The sequence below is a fragment of the Candidatus Paceibacterota bacterium genome (assembly GCA_035583355.1).
Lineage (GTDB): Bacteria > Patescibacteriota > Minisyncoccia > Phycocordibacterales > UBA6899 > JAJZQJ01.
Genome location: DATEZQ010000008.1, coordinates 22,525 through 37,962 on the forward strand (window position 1 = coordinate 22,525; position 15,438 = coordinate 37,962).

10 protein-coding genes are annotated in these 15,438 nt (G+C 49.5%); 5 read left to right on the forward strand and 5 right to left on the reverse strand.

Features of this window, described 5'->3' with window-relative positions; genetic code table 11:
* The first annotated feature begins 119 nt into the window (after positions 1-119).
* The 4 genes from VJ579_03610 (at position 120) to VJ579_03625 (ending at position 3,546) form a co-directional block, all read left to right on the forward strand.
* Entirely contained in the window at positions 120-584 is a 465-nt protein-coding gene (locus tag VJ579_03610) for a hypothetical protein (GenBank protein HXK38127.1), read from the forward strand.
* Positions 585-703: 119 nt separating this feature from the next.
* Positions 704-2,011: a methyltransferase domain-containing protein gene (locus VJ579_03615; GenBank protein ID HXK38128.1), complete on the forward strand. Its 1,308-nt coding sequence runs from the start codon at positions 704-706 to the stop codon at positions 2,009-2,011.
* 131 nt (positions 2,012-2,142) lie between these two features.
* Positions 2,143-2,892, forward strand: a complete 750-nt coding sequence (locus tag VJ579_03620) for a peptidoglycan-binding domain-containing protein (GenBank protein ID HXK38129.1) — start codon at positions 2,143-2,145, stop codon at positions 2,890-2,892.
* 93 nt (positions 2,893-2,985) lie between these two features.
* Positions 2,986-3,546 (forward strand): inosine/xanthosine triphosphatase, encoded by a 561-nt coding sequence (locus VJ579_03625; protein ID HXK38130.1) that lies wholly within the window; start codon positions 2,986-2,988, stop codon positions 3,544-3,546.
* Between the two features lie 237 nt (positions 3,547-3,783).
* On the opposite strand, the gene VJ579_03630 is transcribed toward VJ579_03625, so the two are convergent.
* From VJ579_03630 to VJ579_03650, 5 genes are all read right to left on the reverse strand, one after another.
* Positions 3,784-5,190, reverse strand: a complete 1,407-nt coding sequence (locus tag VJ579_03630; GenBank protein HXK38131.1) for a sigma-70 family RNA polymerase sigma factor — start codon at positions 5,188-5,190, stop codon at positions 3,784-3,786.
* 74 nt (positions 5,191-5,264) lie between these two features.
* Positions 5,265-7,058 carry a DNA primase gene (dnaG, locus tag VJ579_03635; protein ID HXK38132.1) on the reverse strand — a complete coding sequence of 598 codons (1,794 nt, stop codon included), beginning with the start codon at positions 7,056-7,058 and terminating at the stop codon, positions 5,265-5,267.
* A gap of 58 nt (positions 7,059-7,116) precedes the next feature.
* Positions 7,117-10,746 (reverse strand): DNA-directed RNA polymerase subunit beta', encoded by a 3,630-nt coding sequence (gene rpoC, locus VJ579_03640; GenBank protein ID HXK38133.1) that lies wholly within the window; start codon positions 10,744-10,746, stop codon positions 7,117-7,119.
* 20 nt (positions 10,747-10,766) lie between these two features.
* Positions 10,767-13,988: a DNA-directed RNA polymerase subunit beta gene (locus VJ579_03645; protein HXK38134.1), complete on the reverse strand. Its 3,222-nt coding sequence runs from the start codon at positions 13,986-13,988 to the stop codon at positions 10,767-10,769.
* Positions 13,989-14,511: 523 nt separating this feature from the next.
* Positions 14,512-14,745: a hypothetical protein gene (locus tag VJ579_03650; protein ID HXK38135.1), complete on the reverse strand. Its 234-nt coding sequence runs from the start codon at positions 14,743-14,745 to the stop codon at positions 14,512-14,514.
* 120 nt (positions 14,746-14,865) lie between these two features.
* On the opposite strand from VJ579_03650, the gene VJ579_03655 reads away from it, so the two are divergent.
* The gene (locus tag VJ579_03655) at positions 14,866-15,381 is read left to right on the forward strand and encodes a GNAT family protein (protein HXK38136.1); all 516 of its coding nucleotides are present in this window, start codon (positions 14,866-14,868) and stop codon (positions 15,379-15,381) included.
* The last annotated feature ends 57 nt before the right edge of the window (positions 15,382-15,438 follow it).

Below are 15,438 nucleotides of genomic sequence, written 5' to 3' on the forward strand. Positions count from 1 at the left end.
TTTGCAAGGATTTTGGCTTCTGCCATATAGATATTTCCAGCTATTCTATTGACAAAGATTTTTTCTCCAGCATAGTATCCTGAGTTACGCGCACCTTCCCTACAACCAAAGGAGCTTGCATGAACTTGCTCACCATCATCATCGGTTGTGCACTCATCAACACCCTCGCCTTCGGCCTCGGCCTCACCCATCGGCCACTCGGCACCATCATCAGCTCGATCATCGGCATCGCGCTCGGGCATGCGGCCGCATGGCTCATTACCAAGCTCGCGTACAAGGAAATGAAGAGCACAGCCTTCGCCTTCCTCACGCTGCCCCAGAATGATCGCATCAGGTTCGTCGAACTCATCCACAAGGATGGCAAAGACTACCTGCAGATCTATACGAAGTCGAAGTCAGGCGAACCCGTCGAGGACATTCTCTCCACCGAGGAAGTCACGATCGGTGTCTGCAAGGATGAACGTGAGGCGTTCGTCTGTAAGCGCGAGCTGCGCATCAAGAACAAGCTTCTGCGCCTTCTGGCGCTTACCCGGGGCGAGTTCGTGGACTACCACCTCACCGCTCCGTACAATCATCTTCCGTAAACACTCACCTACTGAGGGCCCCGCGCCCTCAGTTTTTTCCTAAAATATTGCTTAGTTAAGGCACTTTTTCGATACTCCCCTATTTACAAATTATTAAAATAGTGTTATTGTAGCCGAATATGAAATCACCCCACTCAAGCTCATTTGGCCCACGAAAGTCATTTGGAGGAAAGCCATCATTTGGTGGCGACCGCGGAGGCCGTCCATCATTTGGCGACCGTAAGCCACTGCGAGACCGCCCATCATTCGGGGATCGTCCACGTCCATCTTTTGGTGACCGTGGTGGACGCCCATCATTCGGAGGAGATCGCGGAGGCCGTCCATCATTTGGCGGTGACCGTGGCGGACGACCATCTTTCGGTGATCGTAAGTCTTTCTCGGACCGTCCACGCTTTGGAGGTGATGCACGTCCATCGTTCGACGATCGACCACGCCCATCTATGGGTGAGCGCAGCAATGAGCGCGAGGATCGCTTCCCTGAGAATGGGCAGCGTCGCGTTGAGCGCAGCTTCACACAAGATTTCGAAAAGCCAACAGCAAGTGCACGACCTGAGCGTCCTACGCTCATGAATAACGTCATGGCACAGGCAACGAACGAGGCAGACACACTTACGCCACGCAAGCAGAAGTCTTACATGCGCACCACTCCAGGTAATGAGCAGACCGGCGATGCACAGACCTCATGGGGTCAGGTATCAGACTGGTATGACAAGCACTTGGAGACCGAGGAAGATACCTACCATCGTATGGTCATCCTCCCAAACCTCGCTCGTCTCGTCGCACCACAGGACGGAGAGCACATCCTCGAGCTCGCTTGTGGACAAGGTTTCTTCGCTCGTCGCTTCCAGGAGGAAGTAAAGGGTGCAGTCATCGATGGTATGGACATTAGTCCTGAACTCATCGAGATTGCAAAGAAGCGTGCGCCAAAGATGAACTTCATGGTTGGTAATGCAGAAGAGTGTGCAGGAATCGCAGATAATACCTACGATACTGTTTACATGGTGCTTGCCATCCAGAATGTTGAGCGCATCGATAAGCTCTTCGGTGAAGTACAGCGCATCTTGAAGACTGGTGGAACATTCCACGTCGTCATGAATCATCCCGCTTTCCGCATTCCAAAGGAATCATCATGGGAGTATGTTGATGAGAAGAATGTACAGTCACGTCGTATCGATGCGTACCTCTCTACCTCAAAGGTTGCGATGGACATGCATCCTGGCATCGTCGGCTCACCACAGACCATCTCATTCCACCGCCCACTCCAGACCTACTTCAAGCAACTCACGAAGTTCGGCTTCGCGATAGACAAGCTCGAAGAATGGATCTCGCACAAGGTAAGCGACAACGGACCACGTATGGATGCAGAGAATCGCGCTCGAAAAGAGTTCCCTCTCTTCATGTACTTACGTGCAAAGAAGCTCGCATAATATAAAATGCACCGCAATCTGTGGTGCATTTTATATTATTAGAACATAGATTCCATGTCACAAACAAGCCCTCTCGTGACTTATTATTAGCGAATGGGCCGAGGACTTCTCGCGACCTTTTCAGCAATTATATGAAAAAAATACTTATTCTTAGCGGTATTTTCCTGCTCTCTGCAACAAGTGCAAGCGCAATGTCAGTAAAATACCTTGGACCGCCGATACGCGCGAAGGCAATTCCCGTTGTATCTCATATCAGCACATCAACTGCACAAGTAACACTTGGGCACATTGAGTATCTTGAGACCGTCGCATCAAGCACAGCATCAAGCACTGATTTAGGACTTATAACAAAAAATGGCTACTTCGAATACGGAGAAACACACCAAGTCTGCATCGCAATCTATCCTACCCCGGCTGCATGTCTTCCAAAGACAACAGAGAAAGGTGCAACAACTACCGTGCTCAAGGACCTAAAGCCAAACACAGAGTACTTCGTGCGCTATGTGAAGGATTCAAGCATTCAGTGTATTACCACACCATGCCCTACTAATGAATGGAGGAGTGAGCAAATAGAGTTCAAGACATTAAAAATCGCTTCTACTTCAACAAGCACAACCACTCCGGATCGTGACAATGATCACAAGGATGACAATAAGCAGAAGAAGTTCAAACGTGATCTTTGGTATCGCACACGTGGTGACGAAGTGAAGACACTGCAGGAAATTCTTATTAAACTTGGATTCCTCAAAGGAGAAGCAACGGGCTTTTTCGGCAACGACACCTTTAAAGCAGTCAAGAAATATCAGCGCGAAGTGATGCATATTGCACCTACCGGAAAGGTTGGTCCGATGACACGCGGATCGCTCCATGTTGAAGACTAATGAAAATGAGCACTCCAGTGCTCATTTTTGTTACCTTTACAGAGGAGAAGATATATTCTAGGATGAATCTAGATTTCTTTTCTGGAGACTCTGATGACAATTAAGATCATTCACGGCTCACTGAGCCCCTCGAAAGTAGCTGCAGTAGACAGGACTCTTCTTCAGCATTTCTCGACGCCGTTCACGCTCATCAGCATTCCAGTTGACTCTGGCGTCTCAGAGCAACCTCGTTCGCTCGCAGAGACCGTCAGGGGTGCCAAAATCCGAGCCTGCGAAGCGCTCATCCATGGAAAAGGTGATCTTGGAATCGGTTTAGAATCTGGAATCGCCGAGTTTCCTGGATCAAGAAGTGGCGCAATGGAAATCACCGTCTGCGCGGTATTCAATGGCAAGAACTATGCTCTTGGCACTTCTGCGGGGTTTGAAGTACCAGTGCCGGTCATGGGCGACATCATCGCGAACACACACACGCTCACCGACGGATTCGAGAGCGTTGGATTCATCAAGAGCAAAGCAGAGCGCGAACATGGCGAGGGGAACATCCTCGTGAAGCTCACCCACGGCCTCATGAAGAGGCAGGACCAAAACGAGCAGGCACTCCTCACCGCTCTCGCCCAGCTCAACTTCCCCGACCTTTACGGATACAACACCTAGCATCAAACGCACCCATCGGGTGCGTTTTTCTTTGCATGGCATTTCACCCAGCCCTACCCTATGAAACACTGAGGATTTTTGCTTGCGACGGCTTGGCTGGAGCCCGATAGTGTACAGTGATACATGGAGCGCGAAGCCTGAAGCCGTCCCAAGCAAAAAGACCAGTGCCGAAATGACTACTTACGAGAATACAATAAATTGCGCAATATAAAATGCCGCCCCAAAGGGGCGAGCATTTTAGTAATTGCGCAATTTGTTGATGTTCTCGTGTTGCCTAATCTTCTCGTGCGCTTTCGCCTCGATTTGTCGTATACGCTCACGCGTCACACCAAACTCCTTACCCACTTCCTCAAGCGTGTGCTGCACGCCATCCTCAAGTCCGTGACGCATCTCAAGAATCTTGCGCTCCTTTGGAGAGAGTTCTGCAAGCACTTCCTGAATTTGCTCTGAGAGAATAAGACGAGATACCTCCTGATCAGGAGACAAGATACGCTCATCGGCGATAAATTCACCGAGTGTCGACTTATCTTCATCATCACCAATTGGCTTCTCAAGAGAAACAGTATCTTGATCGATGTTCTGAATGTTTCGGACACGCTCGACTTCGATACCCATTTCCATTGCAATTTCCTCAGCCATTGGCTCGCGACCGAGGTCTTGAGTCAAGCGACGGTGAATTTGCTTATACTTCGCAATCGTCTCCACCATGTGGACAGGAATACGAATGGTACGTGATTGATCGGCAAGCGCACGAGTGATTGCTTGGCGAATCCACCATGTAGCATAGGTACTGAACTTGAATCCCTTAGACCAATCGAACTTATCGACAGCCCTAAAGAGTCCGAGGTTACCCTCCTGAATAAGATCAAGAAGTGTAAGATCAGGAGAACGACCGACATACTTCTTTGCGATAGAAACAACGAGTCGGAGGTTCGCGCGTGCAAGCAGGCCCATAGCCTCCTCGTCACCCGCTGCGATGCGCTGTGCGAGCTCACGCTCGTCCTTTGCCATAAGCAGTGGGTACTGACCAATTTCGCGGAGATACATCTGCGTAGAGTCACCACCTGCACCCTTACCGAGCTTACGGGTGATGAGTTCCTCATCGGTGTGCACATCAAGCAAACCACCGGACTCAATCACATCAACACCAAGATTTGAAAGGCGCTCATAGATATCATCAAGGAAATCGATATTGTTCTCGATCTCTGGATACGTACGAAGAATTTCGTCATAGGTTACGAAACCACGCTCACGTCCACGATGGACAAGCGACTGAAGCTTCTCCTCAAGGCCCTTACGAGCGCGCTCACCGGTCTTTGGTGGGTGCGGAGCAAGCTTCACCTTTTCATGCTTCTCTGCCTTCTTCGAGGCCTTTGTAGGCGCCTGAGGTACCTTCTTCACTGGAGCAGCTACTTTCTTCGCCGGCTGCACCTTCTTGGCTGGTGCTACCTTCTTAGCCGGTGCGGCTTTCTTTGGTGCAACCTTTTTTGCAGGAGCTGCCTTCTTTGGTGCTGCCACCTTCTTCGTAGGCACTGCCTTCTTTGGAGCTACCTTCTTCGCAGGAGCCACCTTCTTTACCGCAACCTTCTTCGCAGGTGTTGCCTTCTTTGGCGCCACCTTCGTTGTCTTCTTTGTTGTAGCCATATGATAGTGTGATATTAGTAAAAATAAGGGTTTTTGCAACCTATACAGCACAGGGACCAGCTGTCCTTGTTATCCTAATAGAGATGGGCTCTATTACGCATGCGATCCTCAACGGCAATGATTCGTGGAGTGAGTGAACGGTACTGAGACATGAATTGGGACGTATCCTCTCGTGCACTCTCAGCTCGCGCAATTTCTCTAAGCAGAAACTCTTGACGCTCCTTCAATAATTCACGCTCGATACGATCAAGTAGTTCCTCGGCGATTTCCTCAAGCTTTGCTTCAGGAGTATATCTGCTCTCTGCCATAATCAAGAGACGCGATGCGTCACCTTCATCTGGCGCAAGTGGCGCTACCTCAAGTTCTTTAAAAAGTCGCTCTCGAGATTCCCGCACTGCAGCGTGGGAAAGCTTGGCCTCAGGATGGATTTCTTGCCAAAGCAATAATCCAAGCAGTTCTTCCTCAGCACGAATGCGTGGGGACACATTGCGAACGGGTGGACGTTCTATGACCACTTCAGTTCGTTCATCTTCATATACGGGCTCTTGCTCAGCTTCTCGCACAGAGCGCTTAAGGTCATCCCAAACGACATCTTCGCGGACTCCAAGAAGGCGTGCAACCTCAAGCACAAGATGTGCCTGTGCGATCCTGCTTGGTACTGCAGCAACCAACGGAAACACCTCTTTATTAATGCGCTCGCGGAGTGGTTCGCCATGAAGTCCCAATTTGACATACAGTCTAAGCAGATAAGGCACCACGGGCTCAGCAGATGCAAGTACTTCATCCCATTTTCCAGGATGGAGGGCGATGAAGTCTGCGGGGTCTTTGCCATCAGGAATAGTGGCTACACGGACCTGTATGTCTTGTGTGAGTGCAAGCTTCGCACTACGTAGTGTTGCCTGCACACCCGCGCTATCTGCATCAAGTGCAAGAATGATCTTATTGGTCAGACGCTTGATGAGCGAAATTTGTGGAGGAGTCAAAGCAGTCCCAGAAATTGCAATCGTATGCTCAGCGCCTGCCTGATGTGCCATGATACAGTCCATCTGCCCTTCGACGAGTACTGCACAGTCTGCCTTACGCATAGGAACCTTTGCCCTATCATACGCGAAAAGCACGCGTGACTTGTCATAGAGTTCCCCTTCAGGAGAATTAAGATACTTCGCAACTGGTGTACCATCGGGAGCCTTTTGATCTCCCCAGACACGACCAGTAAATGCAATCACGCGACCAGACGGATCCATGATAGGAAACATGATGCGTCCACGGAAAGTATCATAATACCCTTTTCCTTCGATCTTCTTTACGACACGAGAACGCTCGATTTCAGAATCTGCAAAACCTTTTGCATGAAGTGCGTCATAAAGTGCGCGCCACTCAAGCGGTGCAAATCCGATGCGGAACTTCGCTATTGTCTCATCAGTAAGACCGCGACTGTGAAGGTATACTCGTGCCTCATCGTGCTTTGCAAGATGTGCCTCAAATATCTTTGTCGCAACTTCCATAAGTTCTACGAGCCTTTCTTTCGCATTTTTTTGCTGGTTCAATAGTTCACTACTGCGTTCAGGTAATTGCACTCCCGCCTTAGCGGCAAGCACCTGAAGTGCCTCAGGAAATGATAGACCCTCAATCTCTTGGACGAATGTGAAAATGTCTCCACCTTTAGCGCAACCAAAACAATAATATGCGTCACGAGCAGGAGAAACGTTGAATGATGGTGTACGCTCCTTATGAAACGGACAAAGCGCGCGGAAGTTACTCCCTGCACGCTCCAATCTCACATATGTTCCAACTACTTCGGCAATAGGTAGTCGTGCTTTTATTTGTGCGATATGGTCCATAGATTTAAGTGTTTCGCCACGATGCATACTCTTCCCTCCTCATGCGCACACACGAGCAAGCTCATGTGTGCTGAGAAAAGAGAAATTAGAGCGCTTCTTCTGCGACTGCCTCTTCTGCCACAACTGGTTCAATCTCATTTGACCAGAAACCAGTTCCTGCAGGAATAAGACGGCCGAGGATAACGTTCTCCTTGAGTCCGCGGAGATGATCCGTAGCTCCTTCGACTGCGGCCTGAATAAGGACGCGTGAAGTGCTCTGGAACGATGCTGCAGAAAGGAATGACTCCTTCGTGAGAGCGATGTCAGTAATACCGAGCACGATGCGCTCAGCAACTGCGGGCTCGCCACCCTTGGCGATGACTGCATTGTTCTCATCGACAAGCTCTGCCTCTTCGACAGTATCACTTGGAGAGAAACGCGTATCACCAGGCTGACGCACGCGCATGCGTGAGAACATCTGGCGCACCATGATTTCGAGATGCTTACGTGAAGTTGAAACACCTTGTGTCTCGTAAATACGATTGATCTCAGAAATGATGTAACGCTCTGCGGCCATCTTGCCACCATACTTGAAAAGTGTTTCGATATCAGCGTAACCGTCGGTCATGATCTGACCTGCGACCACTGTATCTCCAACCTTTACCTTTGGCTGACGGCGATATGAAACTGAGTGCTCAGCTTCATTCTTACCCTTCTTACCACCCTCACCAACGACAACGATCACGAGGTCCTCCTTGTCACCGCGGCGAATTTCCGCAACAACACCGTCGAACTTTGCAACTGCGGCTTCAGCCTTTGGAGACTGGCGCTCGAAAACGTCTTCAACGCGAGGGAGACCCATCGTAATGTCCTCACCAACTGCACCACCGGCATGGAACGTACGCATTGTAAGCTGCGTTCCTGGCTCACCGATAGCCTGTGCGGCGACGATACCTACAGTCTCACCGAGCGCAACAATGCGTCCACGACCGAGGTCCATTCCGTAACACTGCTGACATACGCCACGGAGCACCTTACAGGTGAGTGGTGAACGTACGTTTGCAGTAAGTACACCAGCCTTGTCTGCGGCAATAGCTTCGTCGCGACCCATAAGTGTACCCTTCTTAAACACTACCGTGCCGTCTGGTGTGACAATGTCCTTTGCGGCAACGCGACCACGGAGGAGGCGTGAAAGTGGGATTTCAATACCACCTGCATTCTCCTTCGAAAGTGCAATACCTGAACGATCGTTACAATCCTTTTCGGCAACGATGAAGTCCTGTGCAACATCAACGAGACGACGAGTGAGGTAACCGGCCTTTGCGGTATTAAGCGCGGTATCGGTCATACCCTTACGTGAACCGTGCGTTGAGAGGAAGTACTCGAGTGGAGTAAGACCCTCCTTGAGTGACGGGATCATCGGGAAGTCAATGATGCGGCCCGATGGTCCTTGTGTGAGTCCCTTCATACCGACCATCTTCGTCACCTGGTTAATAGAACCACGAGCACCCGAGGTAATCATGTCGACAACTGGACCATCCTTTGGAAGTCCGGCTGGCACCACGCGCTGAATCGCATTTTCGACTTCGCGCCAAATCGTAATGACGGCATCATACTTCTCTTCGATAGAGAGCAAACCGTCATTGTAGTGAGCAAACACTTCCTTCTCATTGCGGTATGCCTCTGCAAGGATCGCATCCTTCTCTGGTGGAACGTTCACGTCAGAAAGTGACCAGGTAATACCTGACTTAGTGACGTACTTGTATCCGAATGCCTTCACCTTGTCGAGTACGTCTGGAGTTGCGTCCACGCCGTACTTCGTAAGGAGGTCATCCACGAGATTTGAAAGGTCCTTCTTTGTGATCTCCTTATTGATATAAGGGAAATCCTTTGGCAAGACTGAGTTGAAGAGCAAGCGTCCTGGAGTCGTTTCGAATGGCTTTCCACCAAAGATTGCATACTTAGGACTTGTTGATGGCATGACCGTAACCTTTGCACGGAAACCTACAACATTGAAGTCATATGCAGTAATCGCTGAGTTTGGAGATGGAAAAATCTTTCCCTCACCCTTGTCACCATTGATGATCTTTGTCATCCAGTAACAACCAAGAACGATGTCCTGTGATGGATTCACGACTGGATCACCAGAACCTGGCTTCAAGAGATTCTTATTCGATGCCATGAGCTCACGAGCTTCTGCCTGTGCCTCATCTGAAAGAGGAACGTGAACAGCCATTTGGTCTCCATCAAAGTCAGCGTTAAAGGCTGGCGTAACGAGTGGGTGGACCTGGATAGCATTACCTTCGATAAGGATTGGCTGGAAGGCCTGAATACCAAGGCGGTGGAGTGTTGGTGCACGATTGAGGAGCACGTACTTACCCTTAATCACCTCTTCGAGATTTGCCCATACCTCTGGGATACCATCGTCAATGAGACGATTTGCACCGCGGATGTTGAAGGCAAGACCCTGTTCGATGAGCTTTGCAATGACAAATGGGCGGAAGAGCTCAAGTGCCATGTGCTTTGGAAGTCCACACTGGTGGAGCTTCAAATCTGGACCGACGACAATAACCGAGCGACCTGAGTAGTCGACACGCTTTCCGAGAAGGTTCTGACGGAAGAGTCCACCCTTACCCTTAAGCATATCAGCGAGGCTCTTGAGCTCACGCTTACGTGCAGGGCTCGCAGCCTGACTTGCAGTGTTGTGACGAATCGAGTTGTCGATAAGTGCATCGACTGCTTCCTGGAGAATACGCTTCTCGTTGCGGAGAATGACCTCAGGTGCATCAATCTCAAGAAGTTTCTTGAGACGGTTATTGCGGTTAATGACACGACGATAGAGATCGTTCACATCACTCGTTGCATGACGTCCACCTTCAAGTGCGACCATTGGGCGCACTCCTGGAGGAATCACTGGAAGTACCGTAAGGAACATCCACTCTGGGCGTACTCCTGAGCGGAGCATAGCCTTGATAAGCGAAAGACGCTTAAAGAGTTTTGGACGATCAGTTGCGTTTGCCTTTTCAAGGCGAAGTTCCACAGCTTCCTTGTACTCTGCAACATTAAGCTTCTTGAAGAGATCATAGATTGCTTCTGCACCGATTGCTGCCTCAAATGCTGAAGAATACTTGAGTGAGAACTTATGGTAAGTAAGCTCGTCCATGACGAGACCTACCGCAAGTGACTCGATCTCCTTCTTTGCAACGGTGAGTGCCTCCTTGATGCGATCCTTTGCACGCTGGTCACTGAGGCTCTTCACGCGAGACTTATACTCACGATCAAGCTCATCAAGCAATCCTTTCTTCTCTGTCTCTGACACAGAAGTGATCATGTAGGCAGCGAAGTAGATGACGCGCTCGATATCTGCCATTGGCGTATTGAGCAATAGCCCGATACGACTTGGCACACCGCGCAAAAACCAAATGTGCGAAACTGGGGCTGCAAGCTCGATGTGTCCCATGCGCTCACGGCGCACGACAGAACGAGTGATCTCAACACCACACTTCTCACAGACAATACCGCGATAGCGGATGCCCTTGTACTTTCCGCAGTAACATTCGAAATCCTTCTCAGGTCCGAAGATACGTTCATCAAAGAGACCTCCGCGCTCAGAACGCTGCGTGCGGTAGTTGATGGTCTCTGGCTTTGTCACCTCACCATAGGACCACGTACGCATCACTTCAGGAGAAGCGAGCGCAATGGTCATCGCATTGAAATCGTTTTGTGGTTCTTTCATATGTATGCTGATGAGGATTATTAATTATTCTGTGTGTCTGAGGCTGCAAGTGACGGAGCGCGATAAATCGTCTCCTCTTCACCGATGCGCTGCTTGAGCTGCACGTCGAGTGAAAGACCACGGAGTGTTGCAAGAAGGACATGGAAGGTTGCAGGCAAACCTGGTTCCTTAATCTCCTTTCCGCGCACAATCGAGTCGAATACTGCAGAACGTCCGAGGATATCGTCCGACTTGTAGGTGAGCATTTCGCGAAGGATATGCGCTGCGCCATATCCCTGGAGTGCCCACACTTCCATTTCTCCAAAACGCTGTCCACCGCCCTGTGCACGACCACCAAGTGGCTGCTGGGTGATGAGTGAGTAGGGTCCAATCGAGCGCATGTGGATCTTGTCTTCGACCATGTGGTGAAGCTTCAAGATGTACATGTAGCCGACAGAAACTGCCTGTTCGAAGTATTCTCCCGTGCGTCCATCGCGAAGCATCTGCTTACCGTCTGGACGGAAGCCTGCTTTCACGAGCTCTGCCTGAATTTCTTCTTCCTGTACACCAAGGAATGATGGCGTAATAGCCTGGTAGCCAAGCTTCTTGGCGGCCATTCCAAGATGGAGTTCGAAAATTTGTCCGAGGTTCATACGTGATGGCACACCGAGTGGTGTAAGAATCACATCGACAGGACGACCGTCATCCATGTATGGCATTTCCTCCTGTGGAAGAATCTTTGAGATAACACCCTTGTTTCCGTGACGACCTGCGAGCTTATCACCCACAGAGATGTTACGAAGCTGAGCGACCTCGATATAGATACGCTTGATGACACCGCTCTCGAGTGCGTCACCCTTCTCGCGAGAGAAGACCTTCACACCGATAACGCGTCCACGCTTGCCATGTTCCATGCGGAGTGAAGTATCCTTCACATCACGTGCCTTCTCACCGAAGATCGAACGGAGGAGACGCTCTTCTGGAGTGAGGAGTGCCTCACCCTTTGGAGTAATCTTACCGACGAGAATATCGCCTGAGCGCACTTCTGCGCCGATACGTACGATACCTTCATGGTCGAGATCCTTCAGCTTTGCTTCACCGACATTTGGGATGTCAGGTGTTGTTGACTCGGGTCCAAGCTTCGTGTCGCGCACGTTGACGATGAACTTCTCAATATGGATAGAGGTGAGGTACTGCTCACGTACAAGGCGCTCATTCAAAATGATGGCGTCCTCGTAGTTGCTACCACCCCAACTCATGAACGCAACCATGAGGTTCTGTCCAAGAGCCATCTCTCCCTTATCTGATGTTGAAGTATCTGCAAGCACATCTCCCTTCTTCACCTTGTCGCCCACCTGGACGATAGGACGCTGATGGAAACAACCTGCGTCGTTAGTCATGAGGAAGTTCATGAGTGGCATGTCCACTTCATTTCCCTTTGTGTCCTTCACAACAATGTGACGTGCGTCGACTGCCTTGATGACTCCATCACGGTCAGCGAGTACGACACGACCTGAGTCGCGAGCGATACGACCCTCGATACCTGTAGCAACGATAGGTGCTTCTGGCGCGATGAGTGGTGTTGCCTGCTTCTGCATGTTTGAACCCATGAGTGCACGGTTCGCGTCATTGTGTTCCAGGAAAGGAATCGATGATGTAGCGACAGAAAATGCCTGGTTCGTTGACACGTCGATATAGTCGACCTGCTTTGAGTCGACGATCGATGGAATACCTGCAACGCGAGCCTCGATACGACTTGCAGTAATCTTGCCGGTATCATCATAAGGAACTGCGGCGTGAGCAATCGTCACACGCTCTTCCTCAAGTGCGTTCATATAGACGATCTCATTGGTAATCTTACCCTTTACGACCTTTGCGTATGGGGTTTCGATAACACCGAATTCGTTTGTACGAGCGTATGTTGAGAAGCGAAGCACGAGACCAATGTTCTGTCCTTCTGGGGTATGCACTGGGCAGAGACGTCCGTAGTGCGATGAGTGCACGTCTCGAACCTCAAGTCCTGCGCGCTCCTTAGTGAGTCCACCTGGACCCATAGCTGAACAGGTACGGAGCTGCTCCACTTCGTCGAGGATATTTGCCTGACCCAAAAGCTGTGAGAGCTGGTTGGTCGTGAAGAATTCCTTGAGACGAGCCTGGAGAGGACGAGGAGAAACGAAATTGACAGGAAGTGTCGTATCGCTTTCAGCGGTCGACATACGATCCTGAATATTTCGCTTCATCTGCGTCATACCGACACGGAGCTTTGCCTGAAGCATTTCTCCGACGTAACGCACGCGGCGGCTACCGAGGTGATCGATATCGTCTTCGCGAGCATTTGGAGTGTGATTGAGTTCTGCAACATGAGAAAGAGTGAGTACGAGGTCCTCAATAGTGAGTACACGCTGCGCTGTTGCCTTCTCGTCCATTCCAAGATTGAAACGCTTGTTGAAGCGGAAGCGTCCGACGGTTGAGAGGTCGTAACGCTCACGCTGAAAGAGTGCGCCAATGAGTTCGGCTGCATTTGTTGTTGTCGTCACATCACCGTCACGAATCTTACGGTAAATCTCGACATATGAGTCCTCGAGGCTCTTTGCGGGATCCTTTGCAAGTGTCTTTTCGATAGCACGCTTTGCATCAGGATTGCCCTTGAAGAGCTCGATGAGCTGCTCATCATTCTTCGTCTGTGCGAAGATACGGAGGAGCGCAGTTACCGGAAACTTACGCTTACGGTCGATCTTGGCCCAGATGACTTCATCAGCATCGGTCTCAAGTTCGATCCATGCACCACGAGAAGGAATGATCTTTGCACCAAAGAAACGCCCAGTCTTGAGCTCCTGTGCTGTAAAGAAGATACCGTATGAACGTGCGAGCTGTGGGACGACCACGCGCTCAACGCCGTTGACGATGAAAGTTCCGCGAACCGTCATGACAGGAAAATCTGCCATGAAGATTTCTTGAGTCTTTTCAATTCCAAGCTGCTTGTTTGAAAGCTTCACTTCCGCGCGAAGTGGAGTCTCCAAAGAGATCTTGTTCTCACGAGCATAATGCTCATCAAAGCGAGGTGGCAAAAGTTCAAACCCCGTGAATTCGAGATCGAACTTCTTCTTCGAATAATCCTGTATTGGACTGAACTCGGCGAAGATCTCCTTCAAGCCGTCAGTGATCAGCCACTGATACGATTCTTTTTGTGCCGCAACCAGATCGGGAGCTTCCACGAGTGGTGCACGGTACAAACCAAAATGCTTCTTATTCAACTTCTCCATATATATAAGAGTGTGGTATAGGAATACAGCGATTAATAAGAGCTCTTGAAACTCAACATAGGTAATCGGTAAGCAGTAATCAGTAATCAGGGCAAATGCACGAACAGTATTCAGCGCATCTAGCCTGATTACTGTTTACTGATTACTGTTCACTAACTACGAGAACATGACGAAAAAATACCTGAGAGCAAAAAGCCCCTTCAGGTTTCAGATCAATACGTTCTTTGTTATGCTGAGTTCTTCAAAGCGTGGATTATACTCAACCAACCAACACCTCCAGCAGTTACTCATTCACGAGGATATGCAAGGCATTATAACGCCTTCTCCACAGGTTTGTCAAGCGAATCTATTGACATTCTGTGGATAAACGCTAGGAAAACTTGTGGATAGCCGGTAATTGAACTCATTAGGACTATTTACGGCTTACATTCAAGGAAATTTGCTGTTTGACTTTGATTACCTTCGTGTTAGCCTTAAGACAGAACAATCGGCATGGAGGTGCCCAATGTACAATCTCCACCCACTATTTCACTGTGCGAGCTGTGGTGAGCTCATTATCGGAAAAGCAATTTTCTGCATCGGTAGCGAACCACATACCAAGATGGACGAGAAGATTCGCTGCACGTACGACGTGCACGGAAATCACGACCAGACTGAGGTTGTTCTCCTTTCTGGCTGCCAGGTTGGCCGCACTGGTAGCTTCCTTATGCCTGCTCCCCATCTTTGCGACGACGTGACCTCGGGCTTCCTGAGACATGTCGGCTACAAAAGCATTCTACTGAGTGACGAATAAATCAAAAGGCTTGCGCAGTGCGCGGGCCTTTTTCTATTTTTCGAACGCCTCCACGTGCCAAAATAGTTATGTTATCATTTGCTTATGATATACATCCGAAACCACCACCGAAAGGACATTCCCTATCGCATCACATGGCTAAACGATGAGTTGGTAAATAAATACCTGGGAGGCGACCCAAAAGTTAAAACTACAGAAAAGAGGCAGCAAGAGTGGTTTGATCGCTATGAGAAGTCAAAGGACAAGAAATTCTTTACAATCTGTGATGAGAAAATCCCCGTGGGCTTCATGGGGCTGACCAAGATAGATAAAGCAAACAAGCATGCGGATATTTTTATCGCAATTGGCGCTAGCGCTTATAGGGGTAAGGGCTTCGGACGAGCGGCACTCTCATATCTCATTGACTTTGGGTTTAACACGCTTAAATTGCACAAGCTCAGCCTAAGCGTCGCTGCAGAAAATTTGAAGGCAGTGAAATTCTACAAGAAGTCCGGCTTTAAATTAGAGGGTAAAATAAAAGATGATTATTTTGATGAAAACAAATTTCATGATACTTACCTAATGGCACTATTTCCATCAAACAAAAAGAACAATGCATAGCATTGTTCTTTTTTAGACTTTAGATTTTTGATGCAGGTTGCCTTGCTGGAGGCATGC